This window comes from Flagellimonas sp., from assembly GCF_965601775.1.
In the GTDB taxonomy this organism is placed as follows: domain Bacteria; phylum Bacteroidota; class Bacteroidia; order Flavobacteriales; family Flavobacteriaceae; genus Flagellimonas.
In genome coordinates, this window is the sequence record NZ_OZ271837.1 from 100,473 (window position 1) to 119,397 (window position 18,925).

The following is an 18,925-nucleotide window of genomic DNA, read 5'->3' on the forward strand; positions in this document are numbered from 1 at the left end:
AAAAGCTGACTAGTTACCCTTTAAAAAACATGATTCTTAAAACGAAAAATCGCTATGCTGTCCCAAATTCATTTCTAAATTGGGTTGGGGTATACTTGGTTTTCGCTTTAAATGCGAGATTAAATGAAGTGACATTTCCAAAGCCGCAATCATAGGCTATCGCAATTATTTTTTCCCTTCGATACTTAGGGTCTACCAACAAAACTTTTGCCTTTTCAATTCGATGGCTGACCACAAAGTCGGAAAAATTCTTTTCTTCATTTTCATTGATAGCTTGTGATAATTTTCGCGGAGACACATTCAAGCGTTTGGATACACTTTCAAGTGAGAGGGAACTGTCGAGATAAATTTCTTCTTCAAAAAAGAGCTTTTTTAGGGTCTGCATTAATTCCTTGGATGTGGACTTATCCAAGGTTGAAGAAGTATACTTTCCCAGTTGAAAAGCATGTTTTTGAAGAAAAAGGAAGGAAAAGACATAAATCAGCAGGGAAAAAAATAGAGCCCCACCGATATAGAATGAAAACAAACCTGCCAGATTGCCCATGTAAAACACCCATATAAAAGCGGTACCTATAACCAGATTTCGATACCAATTGCCCAGTGGTTTCCTGATTTCAGTTTTGTTTCTGATAAGCAGGCCAAAGGAAAGCAAAGTATAAAATGCCAAATGGGAAAAAACCAGAATGTAAATCACATAAGATATTGGGTTCCCATCGTTTGGAATAACAATAGCCAATGCAGCAAACAAGATGAAAGGCAAAAAATGAAAGGCATCTTTTGGCAAAAACTCTTTTTTGGATAGAAGCAAAGCTCTTCCGTAAAACAATAAGGCTGGTCCGGTTAGTAAAATACCTGAGAGCCCTAAGTTCCGTTGCCAGGATTCCAAGTCCAGATACACATTGAGCACTGACTTTCCAATTCTGATGGTTAGTCCAAGAATAGTAAGAGCCAGAAATAAATTGGCTTTTCTATTTCTTTTTTTTAGTGTTAACAGATAAACAACAAGGAACAGGGCTTGTGCAATTCCCAGGCAGCTTAGAACCAATATGAGGGTATCCTTGTTCATATTTCAAAAATAGAAAGAAGGCCTTAAAGCACGATTTGAAAGTCATTTTTAGTTGTTACTTTTAGCAAAACACCTTCAACAGATGAAATATTTACATTGGAGTTTTAGCATTTTTTTGTTGATTGCATTAGGATGTACAGAGAAAAAGCAAATGGAAGAAACCTATTCTTTATTTGTGGGCACGTATACAAACGGCCAAAGTGAAGGAATCTACAAATTGGATTTCAACTCCAATTCCGGAAGTTTGGATAGCACTCAGTTAATGGCCGTACTACCCAACCCTTCCTTTTTAACTTTCTCTTCTGACAAGCAATATCTCTATGCAGTACAGGAAACAGCTGATTTTGATAGTTTAGGGGGAGGAGTAACTTCCTTTTCTCTGGAAGATGGCATTTTGAAAGAGCTCAACAGTAAAGGTACTGGCGGAGCTCATCCATGTCATGTAACTTTTTCAGAAGGTGGACAAATAGCAGTATCGAATTATACCGGGGGTAATCTTGCTGTGTTCGATGTGGAAACGGATGGAAGTTTGGGCAAAAGCCAACGTATTGACCACAAAGTTTTGGATACTACCAAAGCTCCACATGTGCACAAGGCCCATTTTAATGATGATGGTTTGTTTGCTTCAGATTTGGGGTTGGATGGAATTAAAAGATATTTTAAAAAGGACAGTATTTGGGAAGCTGCCCATCAATCATCCATAGACCTTCCGGAAGGTGCTGGACCGAGACATTTTGTGTTCAACGTAGACCGTTCTTTTTTGTATGTCATTAATGAGTTGAATGCTACAATTACGGTTTTCAAACGGGACGATGAAGGAAGCTACAATCCTGTTCAAACCGAAAATACATTAGCTCCCGATTGGGATGGGGGCAAGTCCTGTGCTGATATTCATTTATCCCCAGACGGACATTTTCTATATGGGTCCAATAGAGGAGAGAATACGATAGTTGTTTTTTCGGTTGACAAAAACACGGGAAAAATTAATCTAGTTGGACGTGAACCCGTTCGTGGGGATTGGCCTCGAAACTTTACTCTTGACCCTAGTGGGCAATTTTTACTTGTTGCGAATGAACGCAGTAGCAATATCTCAGTATTCAAAAGGGATGAGGAAAAGGGAACTTTGGAATTTGTAAGTGCTATGGATTTCCCCAATCCAGTATGCCTGCTATTTTTAGAAAACTAGTACTTACTGAATAAGGGGACAGCCTCTTCTTGAGAGCCATTAGCGAACCACGTCATAATGTGTTTTTGGGGCCATCGTCTAATAAGGGTGTCCGCTTTTTTATCGTACCACACGGCATCAAAATCTCCTTTGGTTGTGAGCACTACCCGCCATTCTTTTTGCAGAAGCGAAGCATCTTCATAATTCGCATTAAGACTATCCCAATCAATTGCAGAAAGCACTTGTGGGTCTAAATGGGCCATGACTTCTTTTTCACTCAAAATGGCCAACCAAATGGGTGTGGATAGATGTTCAATGGATAAGTCCTCCCGTTTTCCTCCCCATCCGATTTTGAGGTCTTGCCCATTTCTAATAGCGTTGATAAGTTCCAATTTTGAGCCCTTCAGCACTGTTCCATCCTTGTCTGTTTTTAAAACAATACGCCATTTGTTTTGTTGTGATTGATTCCCTGAACAAGAAAATAGAAGGGTAATGGCAAAGTAAAAGAGCAATTTTTTCATGGTAATATATTTTGAAATAGTCAACTTTTCGCAAAAAGTACAAAAAGCCCAATCAAAATAAGTACAAATAGAACGGCAAAGAAAATCTTCCAAAAACTGTAGGGTCTTGTTCCTGAAATAGTTCCATTTTCACCATTTACAAAAAAGTTGTACTCTTTACCATTGAAGCGATAGGAACTTACATAAACCGGGAGTAGAATATGCTTGAAAGTTTCCTTGCTTAGCTGCATATCCATATGGTTAATACGCTGGGTATCTCCTCCAATATCCTGCCTGCACCATCTTTTGGCTATTTGTTTGGCTTCACCCTTGGCAGCCAAATGGCCTTGCTTTAATGGGATGGTATATTTTTCTGTGACAAAACCACGAAGAAAACTACTATTGAAGGGTTGTAGAAGTTTTAGATTCCATCTTGCAATTTTTGAAGGAACACGTCCTTTTCGTTGTTTGGACGCTTCAACCAAGGTATCATCGACAAAACCAGAAACCTGACCTGATGCAGGATACCACCTAGTCTTCCTAACTCTTTGGTTTACCATCTTTCCTTGCGCATTTCGAACTCTTCTGGTCTCATAATAATATTCTCCTCGCTGACCGCTGTATGTAGCACTGAGCTGTGCATCAAAAGTCCAATAAGGTAAGTACAGGCCTTTGGTAAACTTTGGGTCCAATGCTGCTTTTTTAAGATTGTTGGGAGCAAACCAAAGGCGTTGCACCCAACGTTTGAAAATTTGATGGGATTTTTGTTGGTCTATCTGGAAAGGAAGCACTGCTCCAGGCAAAATCCATTCCTCCTTGTATTGGTCTTCCAAAACCAGGGGCATACTGCAGTAGACGCAGTGAAGTGATTTATAGTTTTCTTCAACATGCTGATTGGCGCCGCAATTTTTACAATGCAGCATACTGATTTCCTCACTATGGTGCTGCGCCCCCATTTCATTCAGATAGGGGTAGAGCTCCAGTTCCATGAATCCGTTTGGGTCTACCGAAATGGTTTCCTGATGACCACAGTATTCACAGCTAATATTAGTGGTTCCCGGTTTATACTTTAATTCTGCACCGCAATTGACGCAAGACTTTTTTAGCTCTGTTTTTTGAATGGACTCTTCCAAGGAAATGTGAAAACAATTAGGTCTGTCTAGCTATTGGGTAATGGTGGGGGTGTGCTTCCTCCCAAAAAGGATTTCAGTTCTTCCACTTCCTGTAGGGCAGACCAATTTGCCATTCCCTGCTTCCAAACCAAGCTTTCCCGATTGATGGTTCTATTGGCAAATAATGCCTTAAGTTGATCAAAGGAAACTGGCCCCTGTTGGGTGCCATTAACAGCATAAAAATATTGCACTTGAACAGGCATTGGAGGAGGAACGGCCGCCTGTGCTTGCTGCATTTGTGGTTGCCCTCCCATTTGCGGATTCATCATACCGCCCAATTGTTGGGCAAGTACAAATCCCATTCCCATACCCATTCCCGCACCGGCCGTTCCACCTTCGTTTTTGGCGGCTGCTTCAATGGCCTTGGCAGTTTTGAATTTGGTTAACTTATCTAAATCCAATTTATCAATACGGCTATACTCAAAGATTTCTTTTTTCAAATCTTCCGGCATGGACACGTTTTCAATATAGAACTTCTCTAAAGAGATACCCACACTTTCAAACTCAGGTGCCATCACTTCCCTACAGGTATCTGAAAGCTCAGAAGTGTTTGCTGCATACAATTCAATAGGTAAATTGGCTTCACCAACAGTATCTGTAAATCGCGTGGCAATCAAACTTTTCAGATGCTCATTGATTTCATAATTGGTAAAGTTGCTATCGGTCCCAACAATATCCACTATGAACTTTCCGGCATCGGAAATTCGAAAAGCATAGGTTCCAAATGCTCGAATCTCAACTAGTCCAAATCGCTCATCGCTTAAGGTAATTGGACTTTTTGTGCCCCATTTTTCATCAGTGAACAAATGGGTATTTACAAAGTAAACTTCCGCCTTAAAAGGAGAATTGAAACCATACTTCCATCCCTTGAGTGTAGCCAAGATGGGCAAATTTTGTGTGGTAAGGTCATAGGTTCCGGGCTCAAAAACATCCGCTAATTGGCCTTCATTTACAAACACTGCTGTTTGTCCTTCACGCACGATGAGTTTTGCCCCATTTTTGATTTCATTTTGATACCGCTCAAATCGATGTGCAATGGTATCATCCGTGTAGTCGAGCCATTCAACAATATCGATAAACTCGTTGCTGAGTTTCTCTTTGATTTTTCCAAAAATATCCATGGTGATGTGTTTTCGAGTTTTGACTAAAGCTAGTAAAAAAGTATATAGCCTTTTCTAAATTTGTGTAAAATTGAAACAACTTGTTACATTTCGCTAAAAACAATTCAATGAAGAACTTGTTCCACCCTTTTCTCGCCATTCTGTTGTTGGCGTTTTATTCCTGTAAACCCGAAAAAATTGATACTGCCAAAGAGGCAAAAATTGAGGAGGACCAAATTGAAATTATTGAATTGACTTTAAATCAGGCCAATACCTTAGCCACCCTACCTATTGGGTGTGTAACAAAGGAATACCCCAACAAATTGGGTCATGTTTTGGGAAGTGAAGAGGATTTGGGGACCCCCAAAACACTCCACCCTGCTTTTTATGGTTGTTTTGATTGGCATTCGGCGGTGCATGGACATTGGTCCATGGTGCGATTGCTCAAAACATTTCCTGATTTAAAGGATGCGGCGCTGATAAGAGATATTCTTTTAGAGCATTTGTCCAAGGAAAATATCGCTATTGAAGTTGCTTATTTTGATAACAAGCATAATAGAAATTATGAACGTACTTATGGTTGGGGCTGGCTTCTAAAATTGGCCGAAGAACTTCATCATTTTGATGACCCCATGGCAAGAGAGTTGGAAGAAAACCTTGAGCCTCTAACTCAGCTAATTGCTCAAAAGTTTGTGGATTACTTACCCAAATTACAATATCCAGTTCGAGTTGGTACCCATACCAATACAGCATTCGGACTTGCATTTGCTTGGGATTATGCGGAAAGCTTAGAGCATCAAGAATTGAAGGAGGCAATTCGTGCCCGAGCTTTGACATTTTATCAAAAGGATTTAGGATGTCCACTGGCTTGGGAACCAAGCGGGGCTGATTTCTTATCGCCCTGCTTTGAGGAGCTGGACTTGATGAGAAGAATTTTAGGCAAAGAGGACTTTATGACGTGGGTCGATAGCTTTATGCCAACCTTAAAGGAAATGGATTTTAGTTTGCCAGAAGCCATAGTTGGCGACAGAGAGGATGGTCAATTGGTTCATTTGGATGGATTGAATTTTAGCAGAGCATGGGTTTTATACGGCTTGGCAAAACAATATCCCGAAGAGTTTGGCCATGTACTACCCTTGGCGAATAAACATTTTGCCTATTCATTTCCTAATCTGGTCGGAGATGATTATGAAGGCGGTCATTGGTTAGGTTCCTTTGCTATTTATGCCTTAGGTGAGCGTTAATCATCTTTTCACATTGAAATTTTTTGAAAGTGCACTGACACCTCAAATTCTTGGAGATTTTGATACGGATTTTCCATTCGCATTCTAAGAGAAATATGGATTTTTCCCTACATTTAGTACCGACTAATTCAACACTGAAACGAAAATGAAAACTCGCCTAATCCAAGCCGGTATGATTGTACTGGCATTCCTAATTTTGCCTTGGACCATAGACGCCCAAAGACGTAGAAAATCAGCAACTACCCAACCACAATATCCTTCGGAATTGTACTCAAGTCTGGAGTATCGTTTGGTTGGTCCTTTTAGAGGAGGTCGCTCGGCAGCTGTTACAGGAGTGCCCGGCGAACCCAATCTTTTTTACTTTGGTGCTACAGGAGGCGGTGTATGGAAAACCTTGGATGGTGGACGCAGCTGGAAAAACATTTCCGATGGCTATTTTGGAGGAAGTATAGGTGCTGTTGAAGTGGCACAAAGCGACCCTAATGTCATCTATGTCGGCGGTGGAGAAAAAACCCTTCGCGGAAATGTGTCAAGCGGCTACGGTGTCTGGAAAACAGAAGACGCCGGAAAAACGTGGCAAAAAGCAGGACTGGAAAAAAGCCGACATGTTCCTAGACTTCGGGTACACCCTACTGATTACAATACGGTTTATGCAGCCGTACTCGGAAACATTTACAAACCCACCAAAGAAAGAGGAGTCTATAAAAGTACTGATGGTGGAAAAACTTGGAGACAGGTTTTGTATGTAAATGACCAATCCGGTGCGGTCGATTTAACTTTTGACCCCAACAACCCTCGAATTTTATACGCTTCTACTTGGAGAGCACAGCGTACACCCTATTCTTTAAGTAGTGGAGGGGATGGCTCAGCACTATGGAAAAGTACGGATAGTGGAGAAACTTGGACGGAAATCTCCAAAAACGAAGGTTTTCCAAAAGACACGCTTGGAATTATTGGTGTTTCGGTCTCTCCTGTGAATTCAGAACGGGTTTTTGCAATCGTAGAGAACAAAGAAAAAGGAGGCCTTTATCGCTCAGATGATGGTGGAAAGAAATGGACACAAGTAAATAGTGAAAGAAAGTTGCGCCAGCGAGCTTGGTACTACACCCGGGTATATGCAGATACAGAAGATGAAGATGTGGTCTATGTGTTGAATGTTCGTTATCATAAGAGTACCGATGGAGGAAAGACTTTCAAGACCTTTAATGCTCCTCACGGAGACCACCATGATTTATGGATTGCTCCAGAGAATTCGAAGCGCATGATTATCGGGGACGATGGAGGCGCTCAAGTGAGTTACGATGCCGGTGAAACCTGGAGCACGTATTACAACCAACCTACGGCCCAATTTTATCGGGTGACTACCGATAACGCTTTCCCATATCGAATTTATGTCGCCCAACAGGATAACAGTACGGTTCGAATCAACCATCGTTCCAACGATGGAAGCATAGGAGAAGATGACTGGGAACCTACTGCTGGAGGTGAAAGTGCCCATATCGCGGTGGACCCAACCAATAATGACATTGTATACGGAGGTAGTTACGGAGGTTTCTTGACAAGGGTAAACCATGAAAACAAAACGGTTCGAGGCATTAATGTCTGGCCAGATAATCCTATGGGTTATGGCGCTGAGGGCATGAAGTATCGTTTCCAATGGAATTTCCCAATCATTTTCAGTAAACATGACCCCAAAAAACTGTACACCTTTTCCAATCATGTGCACATGAGTACCAATGAAGGACAAAGTTGGGATTTGTTGAGCGGGGACCTAACACGAAACGACCCAACTAAACTGGTTTCTAGTGGAGGGCCAATTACGCAAGACAATACCGGAGTGGAGTATTATTGTACCATATTCGCGGCCAATGAAAGTCCTTTGAAAGAAGGCTTGATGTGGGTTGGAAGTGATGACGGACTGATTCATATCACCCAGGATGGCGGTCAGAATTGGGAAAACATTACCCCAACAGGAATGCCGGAGTGGATGATGATAAATAGCATAGAGCCTTCAAATTTTGATGAAGGAACCTGCTATGTTGCAGGAACTAGGTACAAGTTGGGAGATTTTCAACCGTATCTGTACAAGACCACGGACTACGGAAAAACCTGGAGCAAAATTACCAATGGTATCGAAAATGAACACTTTACCAGAGTGGTTCGAGAAGACCCCAAAAGAAAAGGCTTGCTGTATGCAGGTACGGAGACGGGGATGTATATTTCATTCAATGATGGCCAAAGTTGGGAAAAGTTCCAGTTGAATTTGCCTATAGTTCCCATTACCGACTTGACCATTAAGGAAAATAACTTGGTAGTGGCAACCCAAGGACGTTCAGTTTGGATAATCGATGACTTAACCGTATTGCATCAATTGGATGCTTCAGCAAAATCAGCAAACACCAAACTTTTTGCGCCAAAGGATTCCTACAGAACAAAAGGTAGAGCAGCTAAGGAACCTAGTTTAACTGAAGGACAAAACCACCCAAATGGAGTGGTGAGTCATTTCTACTTGAAGAATTATTCTGAAAAGGATACGATCCAATTGACTTATCTAAGCAGGAGCGGAGATACTTTAGCCAATTTCAGTACACATGCTAAAGACAAAAAGAAAAAACTAAAGGTTAAAAAAGGAGGAAATATGCACGTTTGGGATACAAGAGGTAAAGGCGCAGAGCTATTGAAAGGTATGATTCTGTGGGCTGCCAGCTTGAATGGAGCCAAAGCGGTTCCAGGAGATTATCAAGTCTCCCTAAATGTGAATGGAAATGCGGAGAAGCAATCCTTCAAAATTTTGCCAGACCCGCGTGCAGAAGTTTCAGTGGCAGATATGCAAACACAGTTTGATTTTATAACTGATGTGAATACGACTATCGATAATGCGCATAAGTCCATCAAGAAGATTAGAAAAATCAATGAAAAACTGGACGCATTCGTAAAGCAGTACAAGGATAATTCAACCACAAAGGATTTAGTGGAGAAGGCCAAAAAAATGAAAGAAGGATTTGGCGAAGTTGAAAAGGCATTGTATCAAACCAAAAACCGAAGCAATCAGGACCCATTGAATTTCCCTATTCGATTGACCAATAAACTAGGTCACCTAAATCGTCTGGTGAGCATAGATGATTTCCCTCCGACTGCACAAGATATTGCTGTAAAGAACGAAATGACCACAAAAATCAATGCACAGTTAAGCGCTTTTGACAAGTTGGTAGATGAAGAGATGAAAGGATTTAATGAAGAGTTCAATAAGTTAGGTTTAGAATATTTAAGTATTGAAGAATAACCAACACTATGAAACATACAATTTTATGGGTAGCCCTATTTCTTGGGGCTACTTCTTTTGCGCAAACCGCTGAAGAATATTTCAAACCTGTTAAATATAGAAACATCGGCCCCTTTAGGGGTGGACGTTCTGTTTGTGCCACTGGGGTTATTGGAGACCCAATGACCTATTATATGGGCATTACAGGAGGCGGTGTTTGGAAAACTACCGATGCAGGTCAACATTGGAACAATATTTCCGATGGTTTCTTTGAAATGGGTTCGGTTGGAGCCGTTGCTGTATCTCAATCCAGTACCAATATTGTTTATGTGGGAATGGGAGAGCATGCTCCCAGAGGAGTGATGACATCCTATGGAGATGGAGTTTATAAATCCATTGATGCTGGAAAAACCTGGCAACATATCGGATTAAAAGAAACGCAGCATATTGCAAGAATTGTAATTCATCCTACCAATCCAGATATCGTATATGTAGCTGCTCAAGGTGCGTTATATGGTCCGAATAAAGAGCGTGGCATTTTTAAAACCACGGACGGAGGGAAAACATGGAAAAATGTACTCTTTGTAAACAATTTAACGGGCTGCTCCGAACTTTCTATGGATGCCAATTTCCCTGATATTCTCTATGCAACCATGTGGGAACATCAGCGTAAGCCTGAAGTCGTTATCAGTGGTGGTGAAGGCAGTGGGGTGTACAAGTCTGTTGATGGTGGAGAAACATGGAAGAAGATTGAAAAGGGACTTCCCAAAGAAAAAGGGAAGATGGCGATATCGGTAAGTCCGGCGAATTCCAACAAAGTATATGCCCTTGTGGAAAGCGATTCCAACGAAGATAAAGGTGGACTTTTCGTGTCTAACAATGCGGGCAATAGCTGGAGTATGGTTAGTGGAGACAATCGCTTGACGCAACGAGCTTGGTACTATACTGAAGTGTTTACAGACCCAAACAATGAAAATGTAGTATATGTATTGAGCGCCCCAGCCTTGCGTTCCATTGATAGTGGAAAGACCTGGGAAAGGCTTTCAGGAACCCACGGGGATTATCACGACCTATGGATTAATCCAGACAATTCAAACAACATGGTAATCGCCAATGATGGCGGTGCTGCCATTAGTTTCAACTTTGCCAAAAGCTGGTCTACACAAAACATAATGCCTACAGCCCAATTCTATCGAATTAACGCTGATAATCTTTTTCCGTATAACATTTATGGGGGGCAACAGGATAATACGTCTGTAAAAATTGCAAGTCTCTCCTTGGGAAGAAGAAATATCAGTCGAGAGGACTGGACCTATTCTGCTGGTGGTGAAAGTGCATTTTTAGCATTTGACCCAGATAATCCCAGATATGTGATGGGCGGAAGTTATTTGGGGACCATTAATTTATTGGATACCCAAACCAAAGCTTCTACCAAAGTTATGGCATCACCTATCCAGTATTTGGGACGCGCCGCCAGGGACATGAAGTACCTCTATAATTGGAATGCCCCAATACTTTGGTCTCAACATGAACCGGGAACCTTTTATCATTGCGCACAGCTGGTGCTTCGGACTCGGGACAATGGGGTAACCTGGGAGGAGATTTCTCCCGATCTGACCAGAAATCAGGATGAAAAACAAGGAAATGGAGGCAGACCGTATACCAATGAAGCTGTTGGTGCAGAAAATTATGGAACCATCGCATACATGATTGAATCACCCCATGAAAAAGGAGTTTTCTACACAGGTAGTGACGATGGCTTGGTGCATATCACCAAAAATGGAGGAGAAAGTTGGGAAAACATTACTCCAAAAGGACTGCAGGAGTGCTTGGTGAATGCAGTTGAGGTTTCCCCTCATGATCCTGCTACTGTATACATCGCAACCACGAGGTATAAATTCAACGACTATACACCTGCGATTTATAAATCGACGAATTACGGAAAGAGTTGGACAAACATTAGTTCAGGAATTCCAAAAGGGTCTTTTACTAGAGTGGTTCGAGAGGATAAGGACAGAAAGAATTTATTATATGCAGGCACTGAAAAAGGAATGTACATTTCTTGGAATGGGGGTCAGAGCTGGGAATCTTTTCAATTGAATTTACCCAAAACACCAATCTTGGACTTAATGGTGCACCAAGGAGATTTAATCGTTGCCACATCGGGTCGTTCCTTCTGGATTTTGGATGACTTGGGACTGCTGAAGGGATACAGTCAACCTCAAAAAGCAGCTAAACTATACCAACCAGAACCTGCCTATAACGGATCATGGTCCAGTGCCTTGAATGGGAATTCTCCTAAGTTTAAAGGAAGTCAACCTTTTACAGGGGTAAATCCAGCTAACGGAATGGTACTGTATTATGAGTTGCCCAAATTGGACTCTACAGAAATCAGCATGGAAATTTATGATTCCAAAGGAAAGCGCATTAATTCATTTTCATCCAAAAAAGATGAGTCCTATAAAAGATACGATGGAGGACCACCTCCTTCACCCGCTTTGAACAAAAAGGAAGGACTTAATCGTTTTGTATGGAATATGGGGCATGCCATAATGCCTGGAGTAAAGGACACCTACATCGAAGCCAATTATAGGGGACATCGGGCTATCCCTGGTACATATAACATCAAACTAAAGGTGGGCGATGAAGTCCTTGAAACAAATGGGGAAATAAAAGAGATTCCGACCTACAATATTTCAGCGAACCAGTATGAGGCATTTGATGCCTTTATGACCGAAACGGAGGCTAATTTGACGGAAATGCACAATATGGTCAACTCACTTTTTAACGCCAAGAATCAGTTGAAGGAGGTGCTTAAAAAAGTTAAGGATGAGTCGTTAAAGAAAGAAGGCAATGCACTAATGGAGGAATTGGATAGCTGGGATAAGGAAATGGTCCAAAGAAAATCAAAAGCATATGATGATGTGGAGAATTTTCCGAATAAGTTCACGGCGGAGTATATGTTTCTTATTAACGCATCCGACAGTTCCATCCCACGCATAAATCAATCTTCCATTGATCGTAGAAAAGAGTTGGATAAACAATGGGAAGGGCTAAAACAACGTGGAAAAGCGTTTGAAAATGCAAAGATTCCTGCTATCAATAAAAAATTATGGGAAGCCGGAATTGGAGCGATACAAATTTGAGAAGTTTTTGGGTTAGGGGTAAAGGGTCTTACCTATCAACTTTTTACCTTTGCCCACTAACTCCTTTTACCTAAAAGTGGAATATTACAACTACATAAAAGCACTGCATCTCATTTTTGTGGTTACTTGGTTTGCTGGGCTTTTTTATATCCCACGCTTGTTTATTTACCATATTGAGGCTTTGGCCAAACCGTCACCCGAAAAAGAAATTCTTGCCAATCAACTCAAGTTGATGACCAAAAGGCTATGGTATATTATTACTTGGCCGTCTGCGGTTTTGTGTACTGTATTCGCGATTTGGTTATTGTATTTAATGCCAGGATGGCTTGAACAAGGATGGATGCACGTAAAGTTGGGCTTTGTACTTCTGCTATTTGTGTATCATGGGAAGTGTCACCAGATCTTTAAACAATTGCAAAGGGATGAGGTAAAATACACCTCTCGTTTTATGCGCATTTGGAACGAGGTTGCGACCTTAATTCTCTTTGCTGTGGTTTTTTTGGTGATTTTAAAAAATGCGTTTAATTGGATATATGGCGTAGTAGGTATTTTTGTGTTGGCTGTACTTCTTATGCTGGGAATTCGAATCTACAAACGCATACGGGAAGAGAATCCCGAAGCTTGATTAGGATACCGCTCCTTTTTGGTGTGATTATTGCTTAATTTTACTTCAAATCAAGCTTGGTTGTTTAGAAAACTATCCTTACGTTCCCGCATCTTCGTCACCATGATTTTATTGGTGCTTATTGCCTCTGTGCTTATAGCAGGAGTGACAGTGTATCAATACAGGGAACAAAGTAGGGACTACCATGAACAGCGGCTTCAACGCAAGGAGGAGCAAATTCTTCAAAGTATTTCTTATACCCTTCGGGAAACCACATATCCGCCTACTTCGGAAAATTTGCAATATATTTTTATGGATGAGATTTACAAAATTGCCGATGTGCAAAACGTAAATTTCAACATCTACGATTTGGAGGGGACTTTGATAAAAAGTTCAAGACCCAGTTTTGAAGCCGACTCGATTTCCAATTGTCTGGATGCCGAAATACTGAACAATTTATTGGTTAGTAGTGATAGACGCTACGTTGAGGAGAAAATTGCGGTTGGCGGCAAATTCAAAGCTTCGTATTCCTATATCACGGACAATAGGTTTAAACCAATTGGCATTATGAACCTTCCATATTTCGAAGACAATTCGTTTAGCAATATGGAGTTGCGGGAGTTTCTTTTCCGTTTAGCTGGGGTTTATGTGATTATGCTTTTGTCGGCGATTGTTTTGGCCTATTTTATTTCCAAATACATCACTAGGTCGCTGCAGACCATTGCGGATAAGATGAATCAGACCGATTTGACCAGGAGAAACGAGAAAATATATATAGAGGATTCTAGTGAAGAAATAAAAAAGTTGGTCGATTCTTACAATAGCAAGATTGATGAATTGGAAGAAAGTGCGGCAAAATTGGCCCGCAGTGAACGTGAACAGGCGTGGCGGGAAATGGCCAAACAGGTGGCCCATGAAATTAAGAATCCCCTGACCCCGATGAGACTATCGGTACAGAGTTTTTTGCGCAAATTTGACCCCAAAGGAAAGGATGCTCAGGTAAAAGTCAAGGAGTTTTCAGATTCCATGATTCAACAAATTGACACCATGAGCAACATTGCTTCGGCCTTCTCCAACTTTGCCAAAATGCCAGCGCAACAAAATGAAACCTTGAATGTGGTCAACATTGTAAAGTTGGCCTTGGATATTTTTAATGAGGAGTACATCCATTTCATTTCGGATGAGGAAGAAATTGTGGCCAAGTTGGACCGAACCCAATTGATTCGGGTAGTCACTAACCTGGTAAAAAATGCAATTCAGGCTATGAACGATGTAGAATCTCCAAGAATATTGGTTACGGTAGCCTCGGAAGGAGAAAGGGTTAAAATATCCGTAGCGGACAACGGCATTGGCATAGCAGACGAGGTAAAAGAAAAAATATTTGAACCCAAATTCACCACCAAAACCAGCGGTATGGGCCTAGGTTTGGGCATGGTAAAGAACATTGTAGAAAATTATAATGGAACTATCGATTTTACCTCACAAGTAGGAAAGGGAACGGTATTTTCGGTTAAATTTCCAAAAGCATCAAAAAACTCTTGAAACAACAACCCAAATGAATTACGAGAACATTTATATCGAAGAAGAAAAACAAATAGCGACAATCACCATAAATCGCCCTAAAAAACTAAATGCGCTCAATAAGCAGACCATTGCTGAATTACATGAGGCATTCAAAGAACTGGATGAAGACAAGGATACCAAGGTCATTATCATCACAGGTAGTGGAGAGAAGGCCTTTGTTGCCGGTGCGGATATTTCTGAATTTGCGGATTTTACCGTGGAACAAGGAGGGGAATTAGCTGCTAAGGGACAGGAATTGCTATTCGACTTTGTTGAAAATCTATCCACTCCCGTAATAGCGGCGGTAAACGGCTTTGCTTTGGGCGGTGGACTCGAGTTGGCTATGTCCTGTCATTTTAGGGTGGCCAGTACAAATGCCAAAATGGGACTGCCGGAAGTTTCTTTAGGAGTAATACCGGGGTATGGTGGAACGCAGCGATTACCACAACTTATTGGCAAAGGCAGGGCGATGGAATTGATTATGACCGCTGGAATGATGGACGCTACCAAAGCATTGGAATGCGGACTGGTAAATTATGCGGTTCCACAGGAGGAACTGTTGCCATTATGCTTAAAGATAGCAAGCAAGATATCGAATAATTCCTCTGTGGCGATAAAACACGCAATAAATGCCGTAAATGCGGGTTATAGCTATGATGTAGACGGTTATGCCGTAGAAATCGATGCGTTTGGAACCTGTTTCGGTACAGATGATTTTAAGGAAGGCACTTCAGCCTTTTTAGAAAAACGCAAAGCCGATTTTCCTGGGTCATAGCCGTTGGTTCAACCAAACCGGTCTATGATGAAAAAAAATACGCTTTTTATACTTCTTTTCGTTTTGGGATTTTGGGTTTCAGCCCAGAAGATGCCCGTTTCTTATGATTTTGGAGAAAAATTCGGTGATCGATATCGGTACTCCAATTTACTAACTATTGATGATGACGGTGCTGGTGGATATATTCTGGTACGGGCCTATTTCCAAGGGTTGATTCTTAAACCCAAAGGATATTTCATTGAACATTACAACAGCAATTTGGAGTTGGTGGATGAGTTCAACTATAAGTTGAGAGGCAAGAATTTTGTAGATGGGTTCCTGAAAGATGGGAAATTGAACCTATTATTTTTGGACTACAATATAGAACGCGGGCAATACGAATATTGGGTGCATCAGAGCCCTATAAAAGAATTTGACTTTACCAAAAGGAGATTATTGTCCCTTTCCTCTGAACAGGTAAGCAATCCTGTAGGGAAAAACTATTATAATCGGAATTTTTCCAAAGGATTCACTACAGCAATTCTTTTTAACAAAGAGAAAACGGGGTTTGTAATTAGCACGCATCATAAAAAAGGAAAGTCTAACAGGCATATTATTCACTTGTATGATACGAACTTGAACGAGCGCTTTGAGCATGACTTTTCGTATGGTGTGGAGGAGAAAAACTATGCCTTTGAAAATGTTGCTATTTCCCCAGACTTGGAAACAGCTTATATAGTTGGTAAGGCATACTTTAAAAAGAAGCGTTTTAGGGTTGAAGAAAGAAGGTTTCAATACGAACTTATCAAAGTTTCCAAAAATGGAAGTCAAATCCAGTCTTTTGATGATCCAGGGAAATATTCTGAAGCACTTTATCCTATTGCAACCAAAGACAGACTGGTCTGTACTGGATTCTATGCGGATAGAAAAGATAACAGATACAATGGTGTGGCTTTTTTTGAGCTAAATCCAATCTCTTTGGATATCAAATCCAAAAAATACAATCCATTTTCCCAGCAGTTTATGGAAGACAAGTTTGGTAGGGAAGATGACAAGGTGATAAAGAACTTGGTATTCAAAAGCGTTGAGGTAAGTCCTGAAAATGAAATTTTCTTTAATGCCGAGGAATATTTTGTGACCAATAGTTTGCAATCTACAGGCGCCGGACAACGTGTGAAAATTGAGCGTTTTCACCATAACGATATCGTAAGTGCTAAGCTAGATGCGGATGGAAATTCAATTTGGATACGAAACATCAACAAGGCTGAGGTTACTCAGGGCGATGGGGCCTATGCATCGTACAGTTCCTATATCAAGGATGGAAAAACCTATTTCTTTATTTGCACTGCTGCAGAAAACCCCCAATTAATCAACAACGAACGCTTGATTTTTAAGCAAGGCCTAAGCAGAAATCGGAATGTCTTTCTTATCTCTTTGGATGAAACAGGAAAAATGGACTACGAAAAAATCATTGATGATAAAGAAGCCCGCTTACCTCTTATGGTTTCTAAACCACTAAAAAATATCGACAATAGCAATATGCTATTCTACGCCAAGCGAGGAACGAAAAAACAACTCGTTAAAGTTTCTTTCCTATAACAAATGAGACGCAACATTTGACAAGGTCATGTATCCTTTAGGAAACGACCTTATCATGACAAACAATCCATTTACATCCACTTATGTTCTAGTTGTTTTCCTTTTATTCATGGGATGCAACGATGACGATTCGTCTTCCGGTACAAACATGCTTATGGGTCAATGGAGTATCGTAGCCATAAGCAATTCAAGCCCAACAGGTCCCGTAATTGGTCCTGGAGACGATGAGGTAATCTCTATAACGTTCGTGCAAAATGGAGAATTTTCAGGGAGTACCTCAATTAATTCTTTTGGTGGAAGATTCACAACCAATAGCGATACACTTTTAATCAATGAACTGGTGACTACTGAAGCACTGGATACCTTTTTTGGTCAAGCTTTTTACCAAGCCATGTTCGATAGTAATAACCAAAACCAAAATGCTTCGGAATTCGAAATAGTGCGCATAAGTGAAAGCTCTTTTAACTTGGTGTATGATGGCTTTAAGTTTTTGACTTTAGAAAAGATGTAAAACTAAATATTGGATAAATTCCATAAATTTGGAATAAATCCAATAAATTGACTAAAACAAACCTACAAAAAGGTCGTGGTGCCCAAAAAAACACACCCAATAGGTTCCTCCAGCATGTGTATGAAATGCGGGAGGACTTTCTGGAATTCTGTCGTCTGGAAGGCGAAATTGCGGAAAGTAACAAAACCGAATATATTCCTGTTTTTCCCAAAACCATTGTCAACAAAGTGGATAGTCCCGACGTTGGGATGATGTATTCCATGAACCCGTATCAAGGATGCGAGCATGGATGTATTTATTGCTATGCCCGGAATGCTCATGAGTACTGGGGATATAGCCCAGGGCTGGATTTTGAGCGGAAAATTTTAGTGAAGAAGTTGGCCCCAGAATTATTGGAGGCCAAACTGAAAAGTAAGCGCTGGAAGGCTGAAACCATTGTCATGTCTGGTAACACGGACTGCTACCAACCAGCGGAGCGGAAGTTTGAAATTACCAGGAAGTGTCTAGAGGTGTTTTTGAAATTTAGACATCCAGTAGGTATCATCACAAAGAATGCTTTGATTCTTCGCGATTTGGACATTCTAAAGGAATTGACCACCCATCAATTGGTTGGAGTCAATATTTCGGTCACATCGTTGTCCGAGAAAACACGAAGAAAACTGGAACCGAGAACAGCCTCGATTCAGAAAAGATTGAAGACCATACAAACCTTATCAGAAAACAATATCCCAGTAAATGCCATGTTGGCTCCTATGATTCCAGGGATTAACAGTCATGAACTTTTAAAACTCGCAAAGACTGTATCGGAGCATGGGGCAGTTTCTTTTGCTTTTACGGTCGTGCGTTTAAATGGAGCCATTGGGCAAATTTTTACTGATTGGATTAAAAAGGCAATGCCGGATAGGGCGGATAAAGTTTTGCACTTGATTCAACAATGTCATTCTGGAAGTATCAATGATAGCCGCTTTGGACTAAGAAATAGAGGTGAGGGCCATGTGGCGAAACAGATTCATGATATGGCCCGACTAGCGAAGCAGAAATATTTTCAAGGGAAACAGTTCCCTGCTTTGCGTAAGGATTTACACTCGGAATATAAAGATGGTCAGATGAAGTTATTTTAAGCCGTCACTTCGAGCGCCCTCCTTCCGAAGTATCGTACATAGGACAGGCAGTCGAGAAGTCTTTATAAAAGATTTACCCCCTTAGTTCGAAATGACTAAAAGAAAATTTTAAATAAAT

The 18,925-nt window shown here is 40.9% G+C and carries 14 protein-coding genes; 10 read left to right on the forward strand and 4 right to left on the reverse strand.

Going from position 1 to position 18,925, the window contains the following annotated elements; translation table 11 throughout:
• Positions 1-52: 52 nt before the first annotated feature.
• Positions 53-1,066, reverse strand: coding sequence for a helix-turn-helix domain-containing protein (locus tag ACSLUF_RS00505; protein ID WP_435624177.1), 1,014 nt, complete (start codon positions 1,064-1,066; stop codon positions 53-55).
• Between the two features lie 82 nt (positions 1,067-1,148).
• Between ACSLUF_RS00505 and ACSLUF_RS00510 the strand changes: the two genes are divergently transcribed.
• Positions 1,149-2,252: a lactonase family protein gene (locus tag ACSLUF_RS00510; protein ID WP_435624178.1), complete on the forward strand. Its 1,104-nt coding sequence runs from the start codon at positions 1,149-1,151 to the stop codon at positions 2,250-2,252.
• Here ACSLUF_RS00510 and ACSLUF_RS00515 read toward each other — a convergent pair.
• From ACSLUF_RS00515 to ACSLUF_RS00525, 3 genes are read right to left on the reverse strand one after another with little or no spacing between them, the layout of a single operon-like run.
• Positions 2,249-2,752, reverse strand: coding sequence for a hypothetical protein (locus ACSLUF_RS00515; RefSeq protein WP_435624179.1), 504 nt, complete (start codon positions 2,750-2,752; stop codon positions 2,249-2,251). The genes ACSLUF_RS00510 and ACSLUF_RS00515 overlap by 4 nt on opposite strands.
• Positions 2,753-2,772: 20 nt before the next feature.
• The gene (locus ACSLUF_RS00520) at positions 2,773-3,864 is read right to left on the reverse strand and encodes a DNA helicase PriA (RefSeq protein ID WP_435624180.1); all 1,092 of its coding nucleotides are present in this window, start codon (positions 3,862-3,864) and stop codon (positions 2,773-2,775) included.
• Between the two features lie 26 nt (positions 3,865-3,890).
• Entirely contained in the window at positions 3,891-5,024 is a 1,134-nt protein-coding gene (locus ACSLUF_RS00525) for an SPFH domain-containing protein (RefSeq protein WP_435624181.1), read from the reverse strand.
• Positions 5,025-5,131: 107 nt separating this feature from the next.
• Here ACSLUF_RS00525 and ACSLUF_RS00530 point away from each other — a divergent pair, with 107 nt between their 5' ends.
• From ACSLUF_RS00530 to ACSLUF_RS00570, 9 genes are all read left to right on the forward strand, one after another.
• Complete coding sequence (locus ACSLUF_RS00530) at positions 5,132-6,247, forward strand: DUF2891 domain-containing protein (protein WP_435624182.1); 1,116 nt, start codon at positions 5,132-5,134, stop codon at positions 6,245-6,247.
• Positions 6,248-6,392: 145 nt separating this feature from the next.
• Positions 6,393-9,530, forward strand: coding sequence for a WD40/YVTN/BNR-like repeat-containing protein (locus ACSLUF_RS00535; protein ID WP_435624183.1), 3,138 nt, complete (start codon positions 6,393-6,395; stop codon positions 9,528-9,530).
• Between the two features lie 8 nt (positions 9,531-9,538).
• Positions 9,539-12,655, forward strand: a complete 3,117-nt coding sequence (locus ACSLUF_RS00540) for a VPS10 domain-containing protein (RefSeq protein WP_435624184.1) — start codon at positions 9,539-9,541, stop codon at positions 12,653-12,655.
• 49 nt (positions 12,656-12,704) lie between these two features.
• On the forward strand, positions 12,705-13,280 hold the full coding sequence (locus ACSLUF_RS00545; protein ID WP_435624185.1) for a CopD family protein: 576 nt from the start codon (positions 12,705-12,707) through the stop codon (positions 13,278-13,280).
• Between the two features lie 102 nt (positions 13,281-13,382).
• Complete coding sequence (locus tag ACSLUF_RS00550; protein ID WP_435625855.1) at positions 13,383-14,801, forward strand: ATP-binding protein; 1,419 nt, start codon at positions 13,383-13,385, stop codon at positions 14,799-14,801.
• Positions 14,802-14,814: 13 nt separating this feature from the next.
• Complete coding sequence (locus ACSLUF_RS00555) at positions 14,815-15,597, forward strand: enoyl-CoA hydratase/isomerase family protein (RefSeq protein ID WP_435624186.1); 783 nt, start codon at positions 14,815-14,817, stop codon at positions 15,595-15,597.
• Between the two features lie 24 nt (positions 15,598-15,621).
• Positions 15,622-17,175: a hypothetical protein gene (locus ACSLUF_RS00560; RefSeq protein WP_435624187.1), complete on the forward strand. Its 1,554-nt coding sequence runs from the start codon at positions 15,622-15,624 to the stop codon at positions 17,173-17,175.
• Positions 17,176-17,203: 28 nt separating this feature from the next.
• A complete protein-coding gene (locus tag ACSLUF_RS00565) occupies positions 17,204-17,686 on the forward strand; it encodes an META domain-containing protein (protein ID WP_435624188.1) in 483 nt (160 codons plus the stop codon).
• Between the two features lie 47 nt (positions 17,687-17,733).
• Positions 17,734-18,807 (forward strand): PA0069 family radical SAM protein, encoded by a 1,074-nt coding sequence (locus tag ACSLUF_RS00570; protein WP_435624189.1) that lies wholly within the window; start codon positions 17,734-17,736, stop codon positions 18,805-18,807.
• The last annotated feature ends 118 nt before the right edge of the window (positions 18,808-18,925 follow it).

What these genes read in the sequence shown, in the direction of transcription:
- ACSLUF_RS00505 (WP_435624177.1), bottom strand. Translation starts at nt 1,066, where the DNA reads ATGAACAAGGATACCCTCATATTGGTTCTAAGCTGCCTGGGAATTGCA.
- ACSLUF_RS00510 (WP_435624178.1), top strand. Translation starts at nt 1,149, where the DNA reads ATGAAATATTTACATTGGAGTTTTAGCATTTTTTTGTTGATTGCATTA.
- ACSLUF_RS00515 (WP_435624179.1), bottom strand. Translation starts at nt 2,752, where the DNA reads ATGAAAAAATTGCTCTTTTACTTTGCCATTACCCTTCTATTTTCTTGT.
- ACSLUF_RS00525 (WP_435624181.1), bottom strand. Translation starts at nt 5,024, where the DNA reads ATGGATATTTTTGGAAAAATCAAAGAGAAACTCAGCAACGAGTTTATC.
- ACSLUF_RS00530 (WP_435624182.1), top strand. Translation starts at nt 5,132, where the DNA reads ATGAAGAACTTGTTCCACCCTTTTCTCGCCATTCTGTTGTTGGCGTTT.
- ACSLUF_RS00535 (WP_435624183.1), top strand. Translation starts at nt 6,393, where the DNA reads ATGAAAACTCGCCTAATCCAAGCCGGTATGATTGTACTGGCATTCCTA.
- ACSLUF_RS00540 (WP_435624184.1), top strand. Translation starts at nt 9,539, where the DNA reads ATGAAACATACAATTTTATGGGTAGCCCTATTTCTTGGGGCTACTTCT.
- ACSLUF_RS00550 (WP_435625855.1), top strand. Translation starts at nt 13,383, where the DNA reads ATGATTTTATTGGTGCTTATTGCCTCTGTGCTTATAGCAGGAGTGACA.
- ACSLUF_RS00555 (WP_435624186.1), top strand. Translation starts at nt 14,815, where the DNA reads ATGAATTACGAGAACATTTATATCGAAGAAGAAAAACAAATAGCGACA.
- ACSLUF_RS00560 (WP_435624187.1), top strand. Translation starts at nt 15,622, where the DNA reads ATGATGAAAAAAAATACGCTTTTTATACTTCTTTTCGTTTTGGGATTT.
- ACSLUF_RS00565 (WP_435624188.1), top strand. Translation starts at nt 17,204, where the DNA reads ATGTATCCTTTAGGAAACGACCTTATCATGACAAACAATCCATTTACA.